Here is a 23,653-nt window from a genome sequence, read left to right on the forward strand (position 1 = left end):
TGTAATCTTGATGATTAAAGTTCCTGAAGTCTTCGGGTAAGCTCCTGTACTTTGTCGGCAGCTTTTTTACGGGTATAAATTTCGATAAGCAACTGAACCGTTTTTTTATCGTTTGGATTGATTTCATTGGCTCGTTGCAAAGCGTATTGTGCTTTATCGATGAATCCGTTATATTTTGCAGCCTTATCAGCTTCGGTTTTCTTTAAAGTTTCGTTAGCTGAATTGATATAAGCCAGGCTTAGCTGATAAAGTGCATCGAAATAATTCTGATCACTGGATAAAGCCCTGTCATAGGCTAGAATTGCTGTAGAGTTATTTCCACCATATTGCTGCAGGTAACCATATAAGAAATAAAGCAGTTTACTTCCTTTTTCAACTTTTAAATTATTTTCGATCAGCCCCTGAGCTTTATTGAAGTTTTCGGTATCCAGTAATAAGTTTATGTAATCATTGGTTAGCAAACGATTATAAGAATTTAGTGCAAGGCCGTCTTCCAATGTTTTGATTGCTGTTTCGTTGTCTGATTTAACCACATACATTTGTGCCATTTTCTGAAACACTGTCGGATTCCTGATCCCGTTTTCTTTAGCTCTTTTGAAATAATTTAATGCTTCATCATAGGCCTGTATCTGGTACGCACAGATTGCGGTGTTTAAAGCCAAAGTTGTATCTGCGGGAAAACTATCACTCACCTCTTTTAAATCAGTAAAAGCCTCTTTAAAGTCATTAGCGAAATAAGATTCGTTGGCCTTGTATTGCTTTTTGATGAGGATATTATGGCGTGAGGCCTTTATGAGTCCGGAATTGTCGTCGAATTTATCCAGAGATTTCGCTTTATTGATCGCCTCGATTGCGGCATCATAGTATTTATTTGAATTTGCAGCATCAGTATCGATTAATGCGGCAAATGATGTTAAATAGGATTTGATGGACCATGTTTCAGACCACTTCATTGTTTTACTGTCTTTTTCTGCTGATTCAATTGCTTTTAATCCTTCGGAAACAATGGTAAGCTGTTTTTTTGAATCTTCTTTATTTGCAATAGACGCCTGTAGTTTAGCCACTGAATTGCGGGCGATAAGAATCTGGCTCTTTTGTGCCATTACTGCTTGTGAGGATAAAAATAAGACTGCTGCTACTGCTGTTTTAAAGGAATTTTGCATATCGTAATGAACCAGTTAAAATCTTAATAAACCATAAAAATAGACATAAAAAAAAGAGCTCCGAAATTTCGGAGCTCTTTTTTTGACTGTTCAGGTCCATTATTGTTTAGGAAGTGCATCTAAACGTTTCTTGATGTCTTCATAGTTTTTGGTATCATTTCTGAAAGCGTAGATGGTTTTTAATGTTTCCAATGCGCCCTGATTTTTACCGTCAATATCTAATGCTTTTTTGTAGAAAGGTAACGATTTATCTAATAAAGCATTCATTTTCACGGTTACTTCATTAAACTCTTTTACTTTCTTTTGATCTATTTTGTTTCTTTCGTTTTGTAGCTTCAACGCCTGAGAGAAATAAATATTTCCTAATAGAACCTGATAATTTGGATTGTTAGGTTCCTTGGCAGCTAAAGCGACAAGCATTTGCTCTGACTTTGCAGCATCTCCCCTGTCGATATAAATCTGTGTTTCCGTTTTGATCCAATCCGTATTATCGGGAAATTTTGCAGTAGCTTCTTTAATGAGAGCCAAGCCAGCTGTGGTATCTTTTTGTTTACTTAATACGGTGCTGATAATTTCTGAATACAAATCTTTAGACTGCGGAGAATTTAAAGCAATTACTTTTTTGAACTGAGTAATCATTCCAGGATAGTCTTCGATGTTTCTGGCAGCAATACCAGCATTTAGATACATGGAGGTATCCTGCGGATTGATCACAGTTGCAGCTACAAATTTCTCGTAAGCTGTTTTGTAGTCTTTTTTGTTATAGGCTACTACCCCACCGTTTCTGATTGCGTTGGTAACATTGGTTTCAGCTAATGCGATATTATCTTTTTCTGAACCTTTAGCATCTAACTTTTTAGCTTGTTCGATGGCTTCCTGAGCGATTTTGATATTGGCATCAGCATTCGCCGTACTAGTAGAATCGATGATTGCGGCAGACGATGCAAACAAGGCACGGTAAGACCATGCTTCGGGCATCACTTTCGATTTCTCATCAGCAATTGCTTTATCCGTGTGTGCTAAACCCGTTTTAATAGACTCTAATTTTTTATCTAAAGGGCCTTTTTGGTTTTGCAGCATGAACTGTGTGATACCCCAATTGCTTTTTGCTGCATTAACTTCACTTTTCTGAGCAAATGCAGAACTTACTGTTCCTGCTAAAATTATACCTAGAAATACTCTTTTCATAATTTTTATTCTAATCTTAATTTAGTTAATTTTCTTCTTCCGTTTCGTCATCAGCTTCTGATTCATCTTCAGTATCATCTGCTTCTGTTGTATCAGCTTCTACCTCTTCCCCATCCTGAACCAACACGCTTTCCAGATCTATTGTTTCCTCTTCATCTTCTTCGTGATCGATTTTGGTTACCGAAGCAATCTCGTCATCACCTTTTAATGATATCAGGCGCACACCCTGAGTGGCACGTCCCATTACTCTTAAGGCTGAAACAGGGATTCTGATTACAATTCCTGAACGATTAATGATCATCAAATCTTCACTGTCTGTAACGTCTTTAATGGATACTAATTGTCCTGTTTTTTCCGTAACGTTAATGGTTTTCACACCTTTACCACCACGGTTTGTTACACGATAATCTTCAATATCCGTACGTTTACCATAACCCTTTTCTGAAACCACTAATACCGTTACCTCAGGACTGTTAACAGCAATCATGCCAACAACTTCATCTTGATCGTTTGCTAATCTTACTCCACGTACTCCGGTAGCAGTTCTACCCATCGGACGAACAGTTTTTTCATTGAAACGAATGGCTCTGCCTGAGCGTAAGGCCATTACAATCTCGCTTTCACCTGTGGTTAAGCATGCCTCTAATAAAACATCACCATCATTAATATTAATTGCATTAATACCATTTACACGCGGACGTGAATATGCTTCTAAAGAAGTTTTCTTGATGGTACCTTTTTTAGTACACATAATGATGAAGTTGTTCTCCAGGTATTCCTGGTCCTTAAGGTTCTTAACTTTGATGTAAGCCTTAATTTTTTCATCTTTTGGTATGTTGATGATATTCTGAATGGCCCTTCCTTTACTTGTTCTTGATCCTTCAGGAATTTCATAAACCCTCAGCCAGAAACATCTTCCCGCTTCGGTAAAGAAGAGCATATAGTTATGGGCTGTGGCCACCAGCATGTGCTCAATAAAATCTTCATTTCTTGAGGTACTGCCTTTAGAACCTTTACCACCTCTGCCCTGTGCTTTGAATTCGGTAGCTGGCGTGCGTTTCACATAACCTTCGTGAGAAATGGTAATCACTACCTCTTCATCATCGATGAAATCTTCCATGCTCATGTCTTCAGCAGAGTGAACAATAGTCGTTCTGCGTTCGTCGCCAAACTTCTGTTTCACCTCTTCAAGCTCATCTTTAATAATCTGCATACGTAAACCTTCATCGGCCAGTACAGATTTTAAATAATCAATGGTTTTCATGAGTTCAGCATATTCTTCCTTGATCTTATCGCGTTCCAGTCCTGTTAAACGACGAAGCGTCATATCCAGAATGGCACGGGCCTGCAGGTCGCTCAAACCAAACTTCTCCATCAAGCCTAAGCGGGCTTCTTCAGGGGTTTCGGATGCACGGATTAATTTAATAACTTCATCCAGATGATCTAAAGCAATTAAATATCCTTCTAAAATATGTGCGCGTTTTTCTGCTTCGGCTAGTTCGAACTTGGTACGACGAACCACTACTTCATGGCGGTGATCAACAAAGTGAGCGATTAAATCTTTCAGATTCAATAACTGGGGACGACCTTTTACCAATGCGATGTTGTTTACACTGAAGGACGTTTGAAGGGCGGTATATTTATATAAGTTGTTGAGAACGATTGAGGCATTGGCATCACGTTTAATTTCGTAAACGATGCGAATTCCGTCTTTATTCGATTCATCTTTAATGTTGGAAATACCTTCAAGTTTCTTTTCACCCACCAATTCAGCTGTACGCTCAATCATCTGGGCTTTGTTTACCTGATAAGGGATTTCAGTTACAATGATTACCTCGCGGTCTTTGATGCTTTCAATTTCTGCCTTAGCGCGCATTACAATTCTTCCGCGACCCGTTTCGAAGGCTTCTTTCACACCATTGTAACCGTAGATAATACCACCTGTAGGAAAATCAGGTGCTTTAACAAACTTCATCAGTTCCTCGACAGTAATATCGCGGTTATCGATGTAATTCACTACTCCGTTGATGGCTTCAGTAAGGTTGTGCGGAGCCATATTAGTGGCCATACCTACTGCAATACCTGAAGATCCGTTAACTAAAAGGTTAGGGATTTTTGAAGGCAATACTGTAGGTTCCTGTTCGGTATCATCGAAGTTAAACTGAAAATCAACGGTATCTTTATTGATATCAGCAACCATTTCTTCGGCAAGTTTACTGAATCTGGCTTCTGTATAACGCATTGCAGCCGGCGAATCACCATCGATGTGGCCGAAATTACCTTGCCCATCGACCATTGGGTAACGCAAACTCCAATCCTGCGCCATACGAACCATAGTAAAGTATACTGATGCATCACCATGAGGGTGATACTTACCTAAAACTTCACCAACGATACGAGCGGATTTTTTATAAGGCTTACCACTGGTAACACCTAAGCCAAGCATGCCATATAGCACTCGGCGGTGTACAGGTTTCAATCCATCGCGTACATCAGGCAGCGCCCTTGATACGATAACCGACATTGAATAATCAATGTAGGCCGACTTCATCTGTTCCTCTATATTAATTTGAATGATTTTGTCGTTCTGTTGATTCTCTAAATCTTCTGCCATAAATTATTATTCTCGTGTTTGAAGACGAATTTAAAAAGGGGTATATATAACCTTGCGAATTTAGCAAAAATATAGCGAAATAAGGCATTGTGGAAAAGTTTTGGCCGTTGGGATAGGTTTTTCAACTCTGGCAGGATTTTAATTTACTGAAGGCCAGTTTAAGGCGTTTCATCTTTTCATATCGGTATCATGAAACGCCACACCCCCAACTTCCATATCAATTGCTGTTGCCCGCTGCAAGCGTACAGGTTTGACTGGGTTTATGGAAGTAAAATTCACAATATTAACTAATTCTGATACTTTTGTTTTAAACCTTTACGATAATGGCAAAAGAAACGAAATCTGCAATGAGCTTTATTATGGTCACCCTCCTGATTGATTTCACGGGGTTTGGGATCATCATTCCGGTTTTACCAAAACTTATACAGGATTTTACGGGCGGAGGCTTTGGATTGGCTGCTGAGTATGGCGGCTGGCTAACTCTGGCTTATGCGTCAGTTCAATTCATCTTTTCTCCTGTTATAGGTGCGTTGAGTGATCGCTTTGGCAGACGCCCGGTTTTGTTGAGCTCGTTATTTGGACTGGGCATCGATTATATTTTCCTGGCCTTCGCACCATCTATTATATGGTTGTTTGTGGGCAGGATTATTGCCGGAATTACCGGGGCAAGTTTTACCACTGCTCAGGCTTATATTGCCGATGTTTCGGCACCAGAAAAAAGGGCGCAGAATTTTGGGCTCGTTGGTGCTGCTTTTGGTGTTGGTTTTATTTTAGGTCCGGTTTTAGGGGGCGCGTTCAGCCACTTCGGTACCCGGGTGCCATTCATGGTTGCAGCAGCACTGTCGCTGATTAACTGGCTGTATGGTTATTTTATATTACCCGAATCGTTACCGGTAGAAAAACGCCGTGCTTTTGAATGGAAAAGAGCAAATCCAATTGGCTCATTACGTAGTATCGGGAAATATCCGGCATTGCTGGGACTGATGGTAACTTTGTTCCTATTGTACTTCGCCAGTCATTCCGTACAATCGAACTGGACATTCTACACTATGGAAAAATTCAACTGGGATGCTTCATGGGTGGGTTACTCCCTCGGTTTTGTTGGTTTGGTGATTGGTGTTGTACAGGGTGGATTGATCAGGATCATTTTACCTAAAATCGGAGATAAAAAAGCGGTTTATTTTGGTTTGATCTTATACGTGATCGGCTTTGTGGCTTTTGCTTTTGCAACAAAAGGCTGGATGATGTTTGCCTTTATGCTTCCATATGGGCTTGCTGGAATAGGCGGACCAGCCATGCAGGGTTTGATATCGAACCAGATTCCGGCAAATGCACAAGGCGAAATGCAAGGCGTTTTAACGGGTTTGCAAAGTCTGGCTGCAATCTTTGCCCCCTGGGCAATGACACATATTTTTGCCTATTTTATAGAAGGTAAGGCCCCTTTGTATTTTCCTGGTGCACCTTTTATATTAAGTGCTGTATTGACTTTAATCGGATTATTTATCGCGTTGAGGTCGCTAAGGAAATACCATTAAAGCAAAGCATTGGCCAGGTTAGCCAGTTCGCTTCTTTCTCCCTTATGCAAGGTAATATGTGCATATAGCGGATGATTCTTTGCATTTTCTATCAGGTAAGAAAGTCCGTTACTTTCCGCATCCAGGTACGGTGTATCAATTTGATAGATATCACCCGTAAATATGATTTTTGTATTTTCGCCTGCCCGGGAGATAATGGTTTTCACCTCATGTGGTGTCAGGTTTTGTGCTTCGTCAACAATGAAGAATATTTTGGTGAGGGTTCGTCCACGGATGAATGCCAGCGGTGCAATGGCTATTTTTTCTGAAGAAATAAGCTCATCAATTTTCCCAGACATCTTATCGTCGCCAATAAACTGTTCCTTAATGAAGCGTAAGTTATCCCAGATGGGTGCCATAAAGGGATCGGTCTTTGATTTTGCATCGCCAGGCAAAAAGCCGATATCCTTATTGCTTAAGGAAACGATTGGACGGGTTACAAATATTTGCCTGAAGTTTTTACGCTGCTCCAGTGCGCTGGCAATAGCGAGCAACGTTTTCCCAGTTCCGGCATTGCCCTGAATGCTTACGAGGCTAATATCTGGATTAAGAAGCGCGTGAATGGCAAATGCCTGTTCGATATTTTTCGGTTTGATATTGAAAATCGGATCCGTTGAAACAGAGGTGAATGTTTTTAATTTATGGTTGTAAAATACATTAGCTGACTTACGTTTGTGCTTCAGTATATAAAAGTGATTACCAGTTTTAAGGGACAATGTATTATCGGGCACTTCAATCACTCTATTTTGTTTCAGCTGATCAATGATACCGACATCAAAGTTCAGCAATTCTGTTCTACCGGCATATAACTCATCAACGTTCTTGATTTTGCCTGTTTCGTAATCTTCAGCAAATAAATCGAGGGCTTTGGCTTTCAGCCGCAGGCAGATATCTTTTGAAACCAATACTACTTTCTTATCAGGGTTTTCTTCTTTTAAACTTAAAGCCGCGTTCAGAATTTTATGATCGGTTTTTCCTTTTCCATAAATCTGTTCCGCATCCATTTTTAGATGCGTTTCATTCAGGATGACTTTAAATTTGCCGGAACCGGCAGTATCCATTGAAATCCAATCGCTGATGAGTTTCTCTTTTGATGCCTGATCGATCAGCCTGATAAAGCTGCGCGCTTCAAAATTTCTGGTGTCGTTGCCGCTTTTAAAATTGTCCAGCTCTTCCAGAACCTGAATGGGTATGGCGACATCATGTTCCTGAAAATTATTAAGCGCATTGTGGTCATAAAGAATTACAGAAGTATCCAGTACAAAAATCTTCTTAGCTGATTTAAAATCTGATTTACCTTTTTTAGCCATAAAGTAAATTTAGTGATTTACCGATAGAATTACTTGTGATAATTGGAATTAAGTATTTGTTGGTATGGCGATGGAAATTTAAAAGATACCGGCAACAGGTTAGCGAAGCTTGATAGAGAAAACCTGAATAGCCTGTAAATAAAAAACGGGGTCTGTTTTCTTTCGATTCAGTTCCCCGTTTTTAACCTCAATATTAGCCATAGCTTTTATTGAGGCATCAATCCTACGTACTTGATTTTTCCGTTATCGTTAGGCTTGGCAGCTTTTGCGATATGTGAAAATTTATCTTCGTCTATTAAGTCCTTAGACCGCTTAGCTTTCGATAATCTCTGTTTAGGTCTGTGCAATCTTTAATATGCTTTTCCGAAGATAAGCTACCTGCTATTTAGGTTTTATCCATTTCAGCTTGATTGTTTTCCTATGTAAACTGTCCGAGATATTCCCCTTTCGGTTCTGTATTTCTTTTGGACGTTTTCAGAATTCAAAGTACTTCGTTTTTGATATGATCTAATTTAGTGCAATAGCTATTGAAAAGCAAATAAAAAAGCATTTGTTTTATAAACAATTTTATCAACCAATACCCACTGTTTATCAACACTTTAAAGCAACAAAAAACGTGTCACAGACCTCATATATGAACATTAGTATGGTTGTTCACATTTTTGATCCTTTAGCGTTATCAACAATTTTATCACTATGACAATCAACACCTTAACTTTTTTCTACTTAAAAATTGAAAATTTAGCGAGAAGTTAAATTTTTGCGCCAACAAAAAGCAATGGTATTATGTTATTTTTGTAACATGCAGATCAGGCAACCCATTAGAAATATACAAGATTTTTTATTGAGTACGTATTTCGCGGATGGGTTGCGCATTACCATAGGGGTACTGCTGCCGTCATTAATTCTGGCTCAGTTTGGTATGCTTAAATATGGCATGACGCTCTCCCTGGGTGCCCTGTGTGTAAGTGTTGTTGATACCCCGGGTCCGATGGTTCACAGACGTAACGCCATGCTGGTTACGACTGTTCTTATTTTTGTATTCTCCATTTTAACTGGCTTAACCAATAAAAACCATTATTTTATTGCAGCATTACTGGCAGCCTCGAGCTTTATCTTTTCGATGTTCTACATTTATGGGGTACGGGCGGCATCGGTAGGTACAGCTGTATTGCTTATCATTGTACTGAGTATTGACGATATCAGGCCCTGGCAAGACGTGATCAGGCATTCTTTCCTTGTGTTAGCGGGAAGTGTATGGTATACGGGTTTAAGTTATTTCGTTTACAGGCTACGCCCCTTCCGGTTACTACAGCAGTCACTAAGCGACTCCATTTGGGAAGTAGCGGAATTTTTAAGAGAAAAAGCAAAGTTCTACCATCAAAATAACAATTATGATAAAACATATGCTGATCTGCTTCAGCTACAGGTTTCTGTACATGAAAAACAGGACGCCGTACGTGAACTGTTATTCAGAACAAGAGAAATTGTAAGGGATTCCAGTCCCGAGGGCCGCTTTCTGCTGCTGGTATTTGTTGATATGGTGGATTTGTTTGAGCAGGTAATGTCGACCTATTACAACTATCAGCAACTCCATGAACAGTTTGATAAAGCTGGCATTCTGAAAGATTATGAAATGGCAATCAAGCGGATATCTTACGCGCTGGATGATATTGCATTTGCACTTAAGAGCGGGGGAAAGCCTACCCTTTCAAAACGTCTATTGATTGAAATTGACCGATTAAAGATTAGGATTAATCAGCTAGAGCAAGAGAACACCGATCAAAAATACAGTACAATAGGCATCATTGCGCTTAAAAACATTGAGGTTAATATTGAAAATATTCTGGCGAGGGTTAAAACCATTTATAGTTATTTCAAAATCAGAACCAGTAAGGATATCCGGCAGGCAGATGTTGATAAAGACAAGTTTATCACCCGGCAAAAATTTGATTTCGATCTTTTCAAAGACAACCTGACCTATAGTTCGTCTACATTCAGACACTCGTTAAGGGTAACTGTTGTAATGATGCTTGGTTTTATTGTGGCAGAGATATTGAACTTTTCGCACAGTTACTGGATTTTGCTCACTATACTGGTGATCTCGAAGCCCGGTTTCAGCCTCACTAAGGAACGAAATTATCAGCGTCTGATCGGCACAACCATTGGTGCTTTTGTAGGCATGGGTGTGCTTACTTATATTGACGACCGGCATACTTTATTTATCATTCTATTGATCTGCATGATTGGAAGTTATAGTTTTCAACGCAAAAACTATGTAGTGAGTGTACTGTTCATGACCCCTTACATCCTGATCCTGTTTGATTTTCTGGGTATGGGATCTATCGCATTAGCGAGGGAAAGAATATACGATACTTTTATCGGATCCGGCATTGCTTTGCTTGCGAGTTACTCACTTTTTCCGACCTGGGAACACGAGAAACTGAAGGAAGCGATGATTAGTATATTGAAGGCCAATAAGGCATACTATGAGCAGGTAGCCAGGTTATACTTTGAAAAAAATTATAACCGAACAGACTACAAACTGGCCAGAAAGGAAGTTTACGTAAGTACCGCTAATCTGGCTTCATTATTTCAACGGATGTTTTCTGAACCTAAGAGCAAGCAGTTGTTTATTAAGGAGGTACATCAATTTACTACTTTAAATCATTTATTATCATCTTATATCGCTACACTATCGCTTTACAATAAGGAACATGAGTTTACTTTTGACAATTTTGATGCCCTGAAACCGATGTCGGGGAATACAGATTATCTGTTCGACATGACCATTGAGAACCTTAATCTCAGTAAAACTACAACTGATAATGTCCCGTTAATCCGGATAAGTGACACAGGACTAATGATCAAAAAGGGTGAGGATTTAGTCCCTGAACAATTTGATTTAATCCAGAAGGTTGCTTACGATCTTTATAAATTATCAGCAAAAATCAAGATTTAGGTTCTGTATATATCGCATTACATCCATTAAAGGGTAAGCTGTAGGAAATCCCATTATCAAGCTTAAAAACAATCCGGGCTTTACAATCCAGCTTTTTGTTTAATAAGTCTTTTAATTCGAATGCTACAGGATAGAATTTCTGTTCTGGATTATCAGATTTGATTATCTCGTCTCTCTGTTTAAATTTCAATTTAATCTCCACATCAGCAGCAATGATATAAATTTTTTCTATTTTTTTGAAATCAGAATTTGTAGTGAAATTTAGCATAAGCTGATTCCCGGCGCTGGCGGGATAAGTGAACAGATCATATGCATAATAACTTTTATCATCACGGTAATACTGGTAATCGATGCGGGTTTTGCTTTGTTGTGCATTCGCAATTGTAGCATATAAGGTGAGTAAGAATATATATAGGATCGTTTTCATCATTTAGAATTTGGGGCAAGGAACTTTAAAACCTTTGAAATTATTGTGGCGGTAAATGAATGATAGCTCATAGGTACGCGGTGTAGCGCTAAGCAGCTTATTTCCATAAACGGTATAGTTTATTCCAGCGCTGACGTTGCCCATCCCAACCCCCAGATAAGGGTAGAAAGAAGCCTCATTAAATTTATACCACAGGCCAAAATTCAGCTTCATTCTGGTATCTTCATTTGGTTTTAATCCGATTACCGTTCCCATGATTGCATCATTGTTATTCTTCTGAACGTTATAAACACCTGTGAGATTAAGATCAACATTGTTATTTATCAGATATAACATACTAGCTGTAGCCGTTTTCCTAGAAGCAACAAGTTCGCTGCCGCTGGTTAATAAGCTCTCCTGAGGCTTATTGAGATGGTACTGCGCATAACCAAAAGCAAAGCTTGTACGATCAAAGTTCGCAGAAAAATTAGCGCCGATAGCCAGGTCAAAATAAGTGGTTTTATCATTTTTTACATCCAGGTAGTTCGGCATGGACTGATCAAAACCACCCTCAGTATATTGTGATGCGAAAGTGAGTTTATTGTAGTCGAGGTATTTCGATACGTAAGACACCTGGGGGGCGAGGCCGAACTTGAACCTGTGCTCCACATCCAGATACTGGTAATAAGAAAAACTGGCACTGATATACTGTGATTTTAGTGCTTTGTTGAAAGATTCATCAAATAAGCCACTTAATCCCAAGCTGAAGACACTATTGGTAAAGTTCTCATCTTCAACCAGCTTTACATCTCCAGAAACACTATAGGTATTATAAGGATCTCCCAAATTTCCCCATTGTTGACGGGTGTTTGCAGCAATACGGTATTCCCCATCAAAAAAGCCCGTATAAGCGGGATTTAAAGTTAGCGGTGCTGCAAAGTATTGCGAAAACTTCGGATCCTGAGCCGCGCAACACAAGGTTGCGAAAGACATTAATAAAATAAGTAGCGCTCTTTTCATTATAATATTAATATAGTTTTTCCTGTTGATTGAACTTTACCCCCAAAGGTATCTACCCCTTCTGCAAACCAGGAGAATGTTTCTAAAGGTTGCATTTTGCTTTTAAACTGACCATCCCAGCCTCCATTAGCTAATGTTTCAGTTTGATATACCAGGATTCCCCATTTATTGAATACCTTAAAGCTGGTGAGTTTCTGAACACTCACCAAAAAAGGATAAAGTCGGTTGTTCGTTTCCTTATGGGGAGTAAAGGCAGTTGGCACAATGATTTTTGGTTTCGGAAGGATGTCGAGTTCTATTGGAGCAGAAACTGTACATCCCTTTTCATTCTGCAGTGCAATGTAATAAGTACCTGCTTTGTTCACTTTTTGGGGATTAGAAAGCGGGTGCCTTAATGCAGCATCTTCAAAGTAGGTCACTTTTTCAAAGTCTTTACTTCCTTTAATAATGGTTGCGGCAGTTAAGTCGATAGATTCTGAATCAAATACTGCTTTGGGTTTATTTAAAACAATAATTGGTGGAGTATTTACGGTTACCTTAACGCTCCCTGTGGTATAGCATCCTGAACTGTTTGAGGCTTTTACGTAATAAACTCCACTCTGACCGATAGCCCTTGGATTTCCGATTTTATTTTGAAGGGTTTCATCATAGTAAAAGCTATAGTTCAGTTTTTCTGTACTTCCGGTATACAAGCCCGCATCTGTGATATCTACCTTCTCGGGAAAGCAAACAGCGCCGGGATCTTTGACTGCGAGCACCGGCGACTCGTTGATGGTTACCATTATTTTGTTGCTAACTGTACATCCTTTTGCATTGGTTGCCTTAACATAATAGTAGCCGCTTTTTCTAATGCTTTTGCTATCGGTTAACGGAGTAGAGAGGTTTTCGTCCTGATAGAAACTATAGCTAAAAGTTTCGTCGCTCGCCGCAAAAATACTGCTGTTGGTAATATCAACAACCGAGGGAAAACAAACGGAAGCGGGATTGGTGATTTTAAGTTCGGGCAGCGGACTGATAGTGACTTCAACTGGTAATATTTTAGTGCAGCCCATGTTACTGGTAAATTTTACATAGTAAATTCCTGAGGCTTTAATATGCTGAGGATCGTTCAGCGGCTGTGAAGCATCCTTATCTAAAAAATAAGTCCTGGAGATTTCTGATAACTTTGAATATAACCCATCGAGTGTAATATTTACTGATTCATTGTAACAAGCAGGATCAGGGTTTTTCACGGTGATGTCTGCCATATCAAAAACGGAAATTTGAATGGGGCTGATGCTTTCACAGCCACTAAAATTGGTTGCTTTGATATAGAAGGTACTGTTTTGAGAGATTTTGGTGGAGCCTATCAATTGCTGTGTTAAGTCCTTATCGGCGTAGGCCAGATAGGTAAAATTGGCAAGTTTATTCAGGATAAAAGATGAACTGGTGAGATCAATTTCAGCATTCTGACAAACCCTGTTTTGTGCCGATACCTGAACTTGATAATCGACACTATGGATGACTGTACTTATGGAGCTTGGGCAACCAAAACCGGTATAGGGTACAACATCGAGAATAACTTTGGAGCCTTCGGCTGGGGTGGGCTTTATCGTAATGGATTGTCCTGATCCATATTTAACAGAACGGTCTTCGTTATACCAGGTATAGGATTGAAAACCACTTGGTCCGGACATGCTCAATTCCCCGGCCCTTTTGCAATAAGTATTCCCCACAATTAAGTCACCACAAAGATTGTTTACATCGACATAGGCATAACCGAAATGGCCACCGAGTGTGCAATCAGCAGTAAGGAACTCAATAAGCAACTGTTTCCCTTGGTAACCTGAAAGGTTTATCGTTACCGGTGTCCATTCCTTGTAGATAACGGCAGCATTTGACTTGGCTTTGTGAAATCCCGGGAGATCGGAAGTGGCGATGTACTCAAAAGAGGCACATGGTATGTATTGATTGGTTTCAAGGTCTTTTACCCTGGCGATGAAGCGGGGTTGTTCTTCATGTAAGTGGTTAGGATCTTCCAGTACTACGGCATATTGGTAGGTTAATGTGAATTCAGGTCTGTTGGCAGGAATATTTATCAGATAAGAAATGCCGTCAACCTGACTTCCGGTACCGTTATTTCCAAGCTTTACCGAGAAGTTTCCTCCGTTTTCAGGTATTTGCTTGAAGCCCCCATATATATCAGTAGCCATTTTATCGGTTACAATATTCTCCCTGCCCGACACAGGATTATCAACCTGATCGATAGTCATGACACCTTTGTCATTGGTAATTCCTGCATAGATTTTCCAGTTCTGAAAATTTCCATATTCAAAACCAATATTCTCCGGACAGGACTGGGCATACATTTTTGTTATCATCGCTATACTGGCAATGAGTAACAATAAAAAAACTCTTTTAATCAACGGGAACGATTTAAATAGTTATGATGTAAAAATATTATTTTAGTATATCCAGCGTATTAGTGTCAATAGAAGAGTAATGTTTTTTACACCAAATGATATATCACAATATCTATATCCGGAGAAATCAAGCTGATACAAATTCACCTAAAACAAAACAACCTATTGATTTACAAAAACCTATAAATAAATACTAAATCAATTTGGTATTCAATCTCCCTACCGGAGACTGGTGTGTCCATATCAGTTTTTTACATGAAATACTTATAAAACGAAGTAGACGCTAACGACATAAGTCAAATTGTAAACAATGCAGGCCCCGGTTTGTTATTGACTATGCATTAAAAAACAAAAAATTATGGAAAAGCTATATACGGCTGAAGTAACAGCTACAGGTGGAAGAGATGGTCACGTTAAATCGGGCGATGGGATTCTGGATTTTGAACTCAGAAAGCCAAAAGAGCTCGGCGGTCAGGGTGGAGCGACTAATCCTGAAGAATTATTTGCTGCTGCATGGGGGCCTTGTTACTTAGGTGCCCTTGGTTCTGTTGCCGAGCGTGATGGGGTTGACGTTAGTGAGGCATCAGTTAATGTACTTGTGTCTTTCAATAAAGATGGAAATTCATTTGCCTTATCGGCAGATCTGGATGTGCATATCCCCAATATCTCGCACGAGGAAGCGCAACATCTGGCCGACAAGGCGCACAGGGCCTGCCCCTATTCAAAAGCCGTTAAGGGAAATATAGAAGTGCGGGTAACTGCAGTCTAAAAAAAAGGAACGATAGCCAATGTTATCGTTCCTTTTTTTGATAAAATTTTGAAAATATTAAGATAATCCTTTTTTATTTTTCCAGGTCATTTTTGCTTTCATGCCTGCGCTATAATTATAATCTTTCAGATTACTGGCTTTTTTCTCATGAAAAGCTGCTCCACGATCGGATGCATCTTCTTCGCCATGTTTCTTTTTGCTCGTTTTTGGAGCCACATCTGCTATTTTGAGTGTTTCAGGCAAATCCATCACCTCCATTCGCTGCCCCACCGCCTGCTCAATTTTTTTCACTTCTATTAATTCAATATCCGTAGAAAAGGTTATGGCGACAACTTCATCATCTCCCTGTTTAACTATTCGCTGAATCAGCATTTCTTTCTGCTCAGGTAAATCAAAATGAAGAATAATTGGAATTCCTGAAATATCCAGCTCGCCGGCATTTTCATTGGCTACAATTAATACTCTGGACTGATCATTGTCTTTGAACTCTTCAATTTCATCAAATCCAAAATCATCGAAAAACAAGGGGCGATAAATGCTCACGGCATTTTCGAGTTTATTTTCGAAGTTTTTAAAAACCGTTTGGGCGGTTAAACGGGTATTCACGAATACAACAACTTTATCGAATACTTCCTTATCATCAAGTAAAATGGTAAGGAGATTAAGCTTGGTTCTGAAATTTGGAACCTGATATAACATTTGTGGGTAAACCTCAGCCTGTTTCTCACCAATGTCGTCTACCTCTATCGTTGTTGCCGAATCTTTCATAAAAGGCGAAATCATGTGTTCAAGTTTTGAATGCATAACCTCTGTAAACACGATATGCTGAGATTTATAAGCGCTATTAGCCAGTTCAACAACCGGCAACTGCAGTCCTTTTTTAACTATCAGCTCAGCGTTGTCTACGATGAACAACTGAATTTTATTCGTGTTGAGCGCCAGTTTAAGATATAAGGCACGTGCACGATCAGGAACGGCTACAATGATATCACACCCATCAGTGATTTCATTCATTTGGTTGTCTATTGTTCCGCGGATGTCTATTCCTAAAATCCTAAAGGTGCTGTTTCGATTCAACAACTTAAATTGTTCCAGTACATGATCAACATGCTCAATGTCTGGCACAAGGATCAAGGCTCTTGGTGCTTCTTCAAAGGCATATTTTAACTTCATCAAGGTTGCTAAAACATAAGTTGTTGTTTTTCCTGCTCCTTCGGGTCCTATTGCAATCACATCATGACCGCCTAAAATTCTGGACATCGATTTTGCCTGAATTTCCTTAGGCGCCAGAAACCCTGCTTCAGTCATCGAAGCAACAAGCGATTTACTTAGTTTTAATTTATCTAATGACACGTGTACTATGTTAATGATTTAAAATGCAAATATCCTTAAAATATTTAGCTTTTTAGAAAATGAATTACGCAGGTGGAGAAGAATGTCAATAAACTGTTTTATTGAAAAGTCGATCAGCCCTACCCAGCGAGGAAAAAAAATGGCCATTTCCGGCCGAAACTAACGATAAACAACCGAAGATTACTATTCTTCAGTGTGCTACTGTAATTTTATTAAACTGATATACAAATACTTATAAATAATATCAATACTTAGACTACTAAATAGGTAGATTTTATATTCTTATGTATATATTTGCTGAATATTAACCAGTAGCTAAACATATGTTAAACAATTAAACGCAGGAGATTATGTCAATCTATTTTCAATACCCAGCAATTGAGGAGTATCCAAACTTTGTTAAGCCTGTAAAAGATGCGAAGAATGAGCGAGCAGCGCTAATAGATGAAGATACGATTATTCGGGAAGAAATTAAAGAGTTAAAAAATTTTTTGTCGCTGAAACCTGTTTAAGCTGCATGGCCATTTGACCGATTGGAAGGTAAGAAGTTTTATCAACTTTTATATAATGGTTCGAATCCATTACCAGGCCGCTAAGTGTTTTCATATCACTTTCCCCTGATTTCTGCTCAAAGTCAGGTAAGATTTGGTTATCTTATATTTGTTTTGTTGTTAGCAAAGGCTATCCGCGAGGGATAGCCTTAACTTTTCCTGCATTTATCAAATTTTTCTAAAATCTTAAAACTTTTTTTTTCAATCCTGGTTTCTTATATAATTCACATTATACTAATCTTTTACAGATTAATTTGTTTGGTTTAAAAAGGGATTTATGGATATAAATCCCTTTTCTTTTACGCCAGATATTTAAACCCTATATTCGCTTTACAAACCTATATCGAGTAAAATGAACAGAAAACATTTCCTTTCTTCATTTATTGCCTCAGCAAGTTTAATTCCAAATTTGAAATTGCTTGCAAATCCGATAGAAGAAGATAGTCTTTCTTTTACCATCCCTGCTTATCTGACACAGGGCGATAGCATAGGAATCAGCAGTCCCGCCGGATATATTTCTCTCGAACAGATTGAGCCATCAGTTTCGCAAATGCAAAGCTGGGGATTTAATATTAAGATTGGTTCCTCGATTGGAAAGCGGGACTTCACTTACGGCGGTACTGATGAGGAGCGCTTATCAGATTTTCAAAATTTGCTTGATGACCCCGAGATCAAGGCCATCATGTGTGCACGTGGAGGCTATGGATTGGTCAGGATCATTGACAAACTTGATTTTTCGATCTTCAGAAAAAACCCTAAATGGATCATTGGATTCAGTGATATCACCGTGCTTCATTGTCACCTCGCAAAAAATTACCGCATTGCTTCTGTTCATTCTAAAATGTGCAACAGTTTTCCTAGTGAGTGGCTTAAGGCAGACCCTATGCAAGTTGAGACTATTCTTTCGATAAAAAATGCTTTAACAGGAATTCAAATGGGCTATGAAGCCGCTCCTCACCTCAAAAACCGTTTCGGTAAAGCCGAAGGAATTCTGGTTGGAGGGAATTTGAGCATTATTGAGACACTGGCAGGAAGCGATTCAGATCTGGATACGACAAACAAAATTCTTTTTGTAGAAGATACCGGAGAATACCTGTACAGTATCGACAGGATGCTTTGGAATTTAAAGCGAAGCGGCAAGTTAGATAAGCTGAAGGGATTGATTATTGGAGGATTCAAAGTGAAGCCTGATGATGCAGGAGAAGAGTTCGGCAAAGACATCTACGATATTGTTCTGGAAAAAGTTAAGGATTACAACTACCCTATCGCCTTTGACTTTCCTGTTGGACACCAAAGGAATAACTATGCGTTGAAATGTGGACTAAACCATGTGTTAACCGTAACTGACTCAGGTTCAAAATTGCTGTCGTTTTAGGCCGCTGCTATCATGAACATACCAAAACTAGCTTCTATTCCATTACCACTTCCTTAATTCACGGAGTGAGGTTGTCTGAATTTTACATAAATCCTCTTTCTAACCAGATCAAAATGTAAAATGATTTCCGATCCCTTGTCCTAAAACCTAAAAAATCACCCCCACAGTTACAGCAGGTTTAATTAGGTTAATTTCCCGACATCTCAAATTCTGCGGCTTATGTCTCAACATTTAAACCGTATGTCTCATTTACGGAAATAACATGTTTTGCGGGCATATTTTTGTGTTTATCAGATCCGAAAAGACATAAAATTTATTCGCCATGAGCAAATCCATCAAATATATATTTATCCTTACAATGCTTTTCGCTGCCCCCGTTATGAAGGCACAAGAAGCACCAAAAGTGTGGGATTTAAAAACTGCGATTGAATACGCGAAGGAAAAAAATATCAGCATTAATACGCTAAAGTTGACAGCACAAACTTCAGAGCAAAGTTTAATCGCATCCAAATCTGCTGTTCTTCCAAATTTGACTGGTAATGTGTCGCAGGCTTTAACGAATTATAAATCGGGATTACAGAATACGAGTGGTTTGGGTTTGAGTTCAGATTTGACATTGTATAATGGGAGCTACTTAAAAAATGATATAAAAGCCAAAGAATTGAGTGTACAAACGGCAAACTTATCTGTTGAGGCGGCAAAGAATGACATCACGATATCCATCACACAGGCCTATTTAAATATACTTCTGGCGAGAGAGAATATTACTTACCTCAAAGACTTACTTTCAACAAGTGAAGCACAGGTAAAACAATCAGTGCAACAATTTAAGTTTGGCACCATTGCGAAGAAAGATCTTTTGCAATTACAAGCTACCTACGCAAATGATAAGTATATACTAGTTGCAGCCCAGAATACCTTACAACAAAATATTTTAACGCTAAAGCAATTGCTTCAAATTCCGACTTCAGAAACATTTGAGGTAAGTGCCGATTCGGTTCAAACACCACAAGTGTTAGATAATCTGGCAGCAGCACAGGATAAAGCAATGAGAACGCGACCTGAAATCAAGAGTGGTGAACTGAACATTCAGCTCCAAAATATTGAGCTTGCAAAAGCCAAATCTACCTTAAGACCAACATTGAGCCTAGGCGGTTCACTGTACACCGGATATAACAACAATAGCGCAGGAAGTTATTCGTATCAGCTCAACAACAGTTTTTATCAGAACCTGGGTTTAACATTATCTATCCCCATTTTCGATAGAAGAGTAACGAAAACTAATGTGGCGAAAGCCAATATTAATATTGAACAGGCTCGTTTGTCGCTATTAGATTCAAAAACCACACTTAGTCAGAATGTTGAGCGGGCTTATATCAATGTACAAAATGCAAATAGCCAGTATTCGGCTGCGCAGGAGCAGTTTACGTATACCAGTGAAGCGCTGCGAATCTCAAACGCGGCTTTAAAGGAAGGCACAAATAACATCGTGGAGAATCTCCAGCAGAAGAATTTGTATGTGCAGGCCTTGCAGGCTTTTGTGCAGGCAAAATATACCGCCAGCTTATACACCAAAATATATAATTTTTATACAGGAGTTCCAATAACAAATTAACAAAGGGTAATGGCTATTGCCGGATCAATTTAATATTTAAATCATGAAGAAGAAAACCATATTTATCATCATCGGCATAGCAATAGCAGCGTTTGCCGTCTGGTATTTGGCACTGCGAAAAAAGGAGCAGGTAGTTGTGCTTGAAACAGAGAAACCAACCACTGGTTACATCTCTGAAAATGTAACGGCTACGGGCAAAGTTCAGCCGGTTGATACCGTTGCAGTGGGTACCCAGGTATCAGGAACAATTAAAACGCTGTATGCCGATTTCAATTCAAAGGTAAAAAAAGGGCAACTACTGGCCGAACTTGATAAAACGCTGTTCGAAGCATCAGTAAATCAATACCAGGCTAATCTGGTGAGCGCACAGAGTGCATTAATTTACCAGCAAGGTAACTTTAGCCGCCAGAGCAACTTATATAAGGTTGGTGCAGTTAGTAAGGCAGATTATGACAATGCTTTATACACCATTAATGCGGCTAAAGCCTCAGTAAACAGTATTAAAGCGCAACTTGCATCTGCACAGAAAAACCTGTCTCTTGCCAGCATCTACTCTCCTATCGATGGAACTGTACTATCCAGAAGCGTAAGTGAAGGTACAACGGTTGCTGCCAGTTTTAGTACGCCTACCATCTTTAGCATCGCCAAAGATTTAACCAAGATGCAGGTTGAAGCCTCGGTAGATGAAGCCGATGTTGGTAATATTTCTAAAGGCGAGCGTTCTACTTTTACGGTAGATGCTTTCTTAAATGACACCTTTAAGGGAACTATTCAGGAAATCAGGTTAAATCCGACTATATCATCAAATGTGGTTACTTATACAACCATCATTAATACCTCTAATGATGACAACAAGCTTAAACCCGGGATGACTGCTAATATTACTATTTTTACTAAGGAAGTAAATAATGCAATGCTTATTTCTGCGAAGGCTGTTAAATATACTCCTGATTCTACTCTGAATGCCAAATACAAAATGACATGGGTTAATTTGGATAAAAAGCCTGCGGCTGCAGATGAAGCCTATGTCTGGGTGCAGAAAAGCACAGACGAACTGATTCAGAAAAAGATTAAAACAGGTTTAAATGATAATACTCACATTGAAGTTTTAGCAGGTTTAGGCGCGTCTGATGTTGTGATTACAGGTTCAAAAGCCATGGGCAAAGGCGAAGCTGCAAGTCAGGCTCAATCAAGTCCTTTCATGCCTAAACGTCCGGGTGGAAACAGGAAAAAATAATGGAACAGAAAATATTAGATATAAAGGATTTGAAACGTGAGTTTGTGATGGGTGATCAAACCGTGCGCGCACTTAAAGGGATCTCTTTCGATATCAAGGCGGGCGAGTTTGTAACGATCATGGGTAGCAGCGGATCAGGTAAAACAACACTTTTGAATATTTTAGGCTGTCTGGACAAGCCAAGCGATGGTGAGTATTTGCTTGATGGTGTTGATGTGAAGAGCTTAAACCGTGATGAGCTTGCAGGATTGAGAAATACAAAAATTGGTTTTGTATTTCAGGCGTATAATCTTTTGCCCAGAACGTCGGCTTTGGAAAATGTGGAATTGCCTCTTTTTTACAATAAAACTATCTCTGCAGAAGAAAGAAAACAAAGGGCGATAAAATCGTTGGAATCGGTAAAGCTGGCGGAGCGTTTTGATCATACACCCAGCCAGCTTTCAGGCGGGCAACAGCAACGTGTTGCCATAGCAAGGGCGTTGGTTAACCACCCGGTGATGATACTGGCTGATGAAGCTACAGGAAACCTGGACACGCGCACCTCTTATGAAATTATGGCCTTGATGCAGGATTTGAATAGAGAAGGGAAGACAATTGTTTTTGTTACGCACGAGCCTGATATCGCGGCATTTAGCACCAGAACAATTATGTTAAGGGACGGAAAAATACAAAAGGATAGTTTAAATACCAATCAGCGTTCGGCAAGGGAGGCATTAGCCAGTTTGCCAGAGTCAGATGATTATTAATTAAGGAAAACATGGCCATTTTAAATTTATTAAGAATTGCTTTTTTAGCCTTGCAGCGAAATAAACTTCGTGCGTTTTTAACCATGCTGGGGATTATTATTGGTGTTGCAGCAGTAATTGCGATGATGGCAATAGGTGAAGGTTCCAAGCAGAGCATCCGGTCGTCGCTATCGGGAATGGGTTCAAACACCATCACGATAATGCCGCAAAGTAACGAGCCGGGAGGCGTTCGGTTGCAGGGTAGCAGCATTCAGACTTTAAAAATGGAAGACATTACTGCTATCGAAAAACTTCAGTCGAAGAATATCAATGGTTTATCGCCTGTAGTATCTACGAGCGGACAGGCGATTAAAGGTGCATATAACTGGCCCACCACTATCACCGGCGTAAGCACCGATTATATCAATATCCGGCAATTGAAATTGAAAGACGGAATTCTGTTTTCAGATAAAGATGTAAAACGCTTCGCGAAGGTTTGTATCCTTGGACAAACGGTTATTGATAACCTTTTTCCTGATGGAAGCAATCCGATTGGCCAGATTGTCCGCTTTAAAAGTATTCCTTTTCAGGTGATCGGTGTTCTGGAAGCAAAGGGACAAAGTAATTTTGGACAAGATCAGGATGATATTATACTAGCTCCTTACACTACAGTTCAAAAAAGAATTACTGCAACGAACTACCTGCAAAGTATTTACGCTTCTGCCACTACCGAAGCCAGCAGTGATGCTGCTACAGCAGAAATATCTGATGCGGTTAGAGAAAGTCATAGATTAACCGCTACTGAAAGTGATGATTTTCAGGTACGTACACAGGCTGAACTGATCAGCACGATTAGTTCGACAAGCAGTATGTTGACGGTTTTATTAACAGCAATAGCAGGTATTTCCCTTTTGATTGGAGGTATCGGTATTATGAATATCATGTACGTATCCGTTACCGAGCGTACAAGGGAAATCGGTTTGCGTATGTCAATCGGTGCCCGGGGGCAAGATGTTTTAATGCAATTTTTAATAGAGGCAATTTTGATCAGTATCACCGGCGGTATTATTGGGGTAATTCTGGGAGTAAGCTCTGCTTACCTCATTTCTTTCTTCTTAAACTGGCCAATCCTCATTTCCGAATCCTCCATTGTGATTTCCTTTATTGTATGTGCCGTTACCGGTATTTTCTTTGGCTATTATCCCGCGAAGAAAGCATCGAATTTAGATCCGATTGATGCATTAAGATATGAGTAGTAATTCTGTACCGGGGCTTGTAAGTTGGGAGATTACTTGTCCCGATACACTACTCTGTTGATATGGCAAGTGTTCAAAGGAATTATTTCATATCCTAAATCATTATTAAAAGAGAATAAATAATAACTTAGCG

Annotated in this window: 17 protein-coding genes; 9 read left to right on the forward strand and 8 right to left on the reverse strand. The window is 39.4% G+C overall.

Translation table 11 applies throughout. The features are described from left to right. Window positions 1-14: 14 nt before the first annotated feature. The 3 genes from R2Q80_RS14920 to gyrA form a co-directional block, all read right to left on the reverse strand. Window positions 15-1,163, reverse strand: coding sequence for a hypothetical protein (locus R2Q80_RS14920; protein ID WP_316800356.1), 1,149 nt, complete (start codon window positions 1,161-1,163; stop codon window positions 15-17). A gap of 99 nt (window positions 1,164-1,262) precedes the next feature. Continuing rightward, window positions 1,263-2,351 (reverse strand): tetratricopeptide repeat protein, encoded by a 1,089-nt coding sequence (locus R2Q80_RS14925; RefSeq protein ID WP_316800357.1) that lies wholly within the window; start codon window positions 2,349-2,351, stop codon window positions 1,263-1,265. Window positions 2,352-2,376: 25 nt separating this feature from the next. Continuing rightward, window positions 2,377-4,965: a DNA gyrase subunit A gene (gene gyrA / locus R2Q80_RS14930; protein WP_316800358.1), complete on the reverse strand. Its 2,589-nt coding sequence runs from the start codon at window positions 4,963-4,965 to the stop codon at window positions 2,377-2,379. A 323-nt stretch (window positions 4,966-5,288) separates the two neighbouring features. Between gyrA and R2Q80_RS14935 the strand changes: the two genes are divergently transcribed. Continuing rightward, the gene (locus R2Q80_RS14935; RefSeq protein ID WP_316800359.1) at window positions 5,289-6,500 is read left to right on the forward strand and encodes a TCR/Tet family MFS transporter; all 1,212 of its coding nucleotides are present in this window, start codon (window positions 5,289-5,291) and stop codon (window positions 6,498-6,500) included. On the opposite strand, the gene R2Q80_RS14940 is transcribed toward R2Q80_RS14935, so the two are convergent. Next, window positions 6,497-7,849: a PhoH family protein gene (locus tag R2Q80_RS14940; protein WP_316800360.1), complete on the reverse strand. Its 1,353-nt coding sequence runs from the start codon at window positions 7,847-7,849 to the stop codon at window positions 6,497-6,499. The genes R2Q80_RS14935 and R2Q80_RS14940 overlap by 4 nt on opposite strands. A gap of 802 nt (window positions 7,850-8,651) precedes the next feature. Here R2Q80_RS14940 and R2Q80_RS14945 point away from each other — a divergent pair. After that, a complete protein-coding gene (locus R2Q80_RS14945; protein ID WP_316800361.1) occupies window positions 8,652-10,811 on the forward strand; it encodes an FUSC family protein in 2,160 nt (719 codons plus the stop codon). Here the strand turns inward: R2Q80_RS14945 and R2Q80_RS14950 are convergent. Genes R2Q80_RS14950 through R2Q80_RS14960 form a run of 3 tightly spaced genes read right to left on the reverse strand, consistent with a single transcriptional unit; the run spans window position 10,801 to window position 14,642 of the window. After that, on the reverse strand, window positions 10,801-11,241 hold the full coding sequence (locus R2Q80_RS14950; protein WP_316800362.1) for a hypothetical protein: 441 nt from the start codon (window positions 11,239-11,241) through the stop codon (window positions 10,801-10,803). The two genes, R2Q80_RS14945 and R2Q80_RS14950, sit on opposite strands and share 11 nt — an antisense overlap. Continuing rightward, the gene (locus R2Q80_RS14955; RefSeq protein WP_316800363.1) at window positions 11,242-12,237 is read right to left on the reverse strand and encodes a PorP/SprF family type IX secretion system membrane protein; all 996 of its coding nucleotides are present in this window, start codon (window positions 12,235-12,237) and stop codon (window positions 11,242-11,244) included. It abuts the gene before it with no gap. Beyond that, window positions 12,237-14,642, reverse strand: a complete 2,406-nt coding sequence (locus R2Q80_RS14960) for a gliding motility-associated C-terminal domain-containing protein (RefSeq protein ID WP_316800364.1) — start codon at window positions 14,640-14,642, stop codon at window positions 12,237-12,239. Before R2Q80_RS14960 ends, R2Q80_RS14955 begins: the two co-directional genes overlap by 1 nt. A 355-nt stretch (window positions 14,643-14,997) precedes the next feature. Here R2Q80_RS14960 and R2Q80_RS14965 point away from each other — a divergent pair, with 355 nt between their 5' ends. Further along, on the forward strand, window positions 14,998-15,408 hold the full coding sequence (locus R2Q80_RS14965; protein ID WP_316800365.1) for an organic hydroperoxide resistance protein: 411 nt from the start codon (window positions 14,998-15,000) through the stop codon (window positions 15,406-15,408). Window positions 15,409-15,465: 57 nt separating this feature from the next. Here the strand turns inward: R2Q80_RS14965 and R2Q80_RS14970 are convergent, their stop codons facing one another. After that, window positions 15,466-16,761, reverse strand: coding sequence for a DEAD/DEAH box helicase (locus tag R2Q80_RS14970; protein ID WP_316800366.1), 1,296 nt, complete (start codon window positions 16,759-16,761; stop codon window positions 15,466-15,468). Window positions 16,762-17,111: 350 nt separating this feature from the next. Between R2Q80_RS14970 and R2Q80_RS14975 the strand changes: the two genes are divergently transcribed. The 6 genes from R2Q80_RS14975 (at window position 17,112) to R2Q80_RS15000 (ending at window position 23,520) form a co-directional block, all read left to right on the forward strand. Then, window positions 17,112-17,273: a hypothetical protein gene (locus tag R2Q80_RS14975; RefSeq protein WP_316800367.1), complete on the forward strand. Its 162-nt coding sequence runs from the start codon at window positions 17,112-17,114 to the stop codon at window positions 17,271-17,273. Window positions 17,274-17,664: 391 nt separating this feature from the next. After that, the gene (locus R2Q80_RS14980; protein WP_316800368.1) at window positions 17,665-18,687 is read left to right on the forward strand and encodes an LD-carboxypeptidase; all 1,023 of its coding nucleotides are present in this window, start codon (window positions 17,665-17,667) and stop codon (window positions 18,685-18,687) included. 322 nt (window positions 18,688-19,009) lie between these two features. Continuing rightward, a complete protein-coding gene (locus R2Q80_RS14985; RefSeq protein WP_316800369.1) occupies window positions 19,010-20,302 on the forward strand; it encodes a TolC family protein in 1,293 nt (430 codons plus the stop codon). A 43-nt stretch (window positions 20,303-20,345) separates the two neighbouring features. After that, window positions 20,346-21,539 carry an efflux RND transporter periplasmic adaptor subunit gene (locus tag R2Q80_RS14990; RefSeq protein ID WP_316800370.1) on the forward strand — a complete coding sequence of 398 codons (1,194 nt, stop codon included), beginning with the start codon at window positions 20,346-20,348 and terminating at the stop codon, window positions 21,537-21,539. Beyond that, a complete protein-coding gene (locus R2Q80_RS14995) occupies window positions 21,539-22,285 on the forward strand; it encodes an ABC transporter ATP-binding protein (RefSeq protein ID WP_316800371.1) in 747 nt (248 codons plus the stop codon). The genes R2Q80_RS14990 and R2Q80_RS14995 overlap by 1 nt, the downstream gene beginning before the upstream one ends. 11 nt (window positions 22,286-22,296) lie before the next feature. Further along, complete coding sequence (locus tag R2Q80_RS15000; protein ID WP_316800372.1) at window positions 22,297-23,520, forward strand: ABC transporter permease; 1,224 nt, start codon at window positions 22,297-22,299, stop codon at window positions 23,518-23,520. Window positions 23,521-23,653 lie beyond the last annotated feature (133 nt).

This window comes from Pedobacter frigidisoli (genome assembly GCF_032678525.1).
GTDB lineage: Bacteria > Bacteroidota > Bacteroidia > Sphingobacteriales > Sphingobacteriaceae > Pedobacter > Pedobacter frigidisoli_A.

Excerpts from the sequence above, each read along its gene's own strand:
- R2Q80_RS14920 (WP_316800356.1), bottom strand. The coding sequence starts at position 1,163 with ATGCAAAATTCCTTTAAAACAGCAGTAGCAGCAGTCTTATTTTTATCC.
- R2Q80_RS14925 (WP_316800357.1), bottom strand. The coding sequence starts at position 2,351 with ATGAAAAGAGTATTTCTAGGTATAATTTTAGCAGGAACAGTAAGTTCT.
- gyrA (WP_316800358.1), bottom strand. The coding sequence starts at position 4,965 with ATGGCAGAAGATTTAGAGAATCAACAGAACGACAAAATCATTCAAATT.
- R2Q80_RS14935 (WP_316800359.1), top strand. The coding sequence starts at position 5,289 with ATGGCAAAAGAAACGAAATCTGCAATGAGCTTTATTATGGTCACCCTC.
- R2Q80_RS14940 (WP_316800360.1), bottom strand. The coding sequence starts at position 7,849 with ATGGCTAAAAAAGGTAAATCAGATTTTAAATCAGCTAAGAAGATTTTT.
- R2Q80_RS14945 (WP_316800361.1), top strand. The coding sequence starts at position 8,652 with ATGCAGATCAGGCAACCCATTAGAAATATACAAGATTTTTTATTGAGT.
- R2Q80_RS14950 (WP_316800362.1), bottom strand. The coding sequence starts at position 11,241 with ATGATGAAAACGATCCTATATATATTCTTACTCACCTTATATGCTACA.
- R2Q80_RS14955 (WP_316800363.1), bottom strand. The coding sequence starts at position 12,237 with ATGAAAAGAGCGCTACTTATTTTATTAATGTCTTTCGCAACCTTGTGT.
- R2Q80_RS14965 (WP_316800365.1), top strand. The coding sequence starts at position 14,998 with ATGGAAAAGCTATATACGGCTGAAGTAACAGCTACAGGTGGAAGAGAT.
- R2Q80_RS14975 (WP_316800367.1), top strand. The coding sequence starts at position 17,112 with ATGTCAATCTATTTTCAATACCCAGCAATTGAGGAGTATCCAAACTTT.
- R2Q80_RS14980 (WP_316800368.1), top strand. The coding sequence starts at position 17,665 with ATGAACAGAAAACATTTCCTTTCTTCATTTATTGCCTCAGCAAGTTTA.
- R2Q80_RS14985 (WP_316800369.1), top strand. The coding sequence starts at position 19,010 with ATGAGCAAATCCATCAAATATATATTTATCCTTACAATGCTTTTCGCT.
- R2Q80_RS14990 (WP_316800370.1), top strand. The coding sequence starts at position 20,346 with ATGAAGAAGAAAACCATATTTATCATCATCGGCATAGCAATAGCAGCG.
- R2Q80_RS14995 (WP_316800371.1), top strand. The coding sequence starts at position 21,539 with ATGGAACAGAAAATATTAGATATAAAGGATTTGAAACGTGAGTTTGTG.
- R2Q80_RS15000 (WP_316800372.1), top strand. The coding sequence starts at position 22,297 with ATGGCCATTTTAAATTTATTAAGAATTGCTTTTTTAGCCTTGCAGCGA.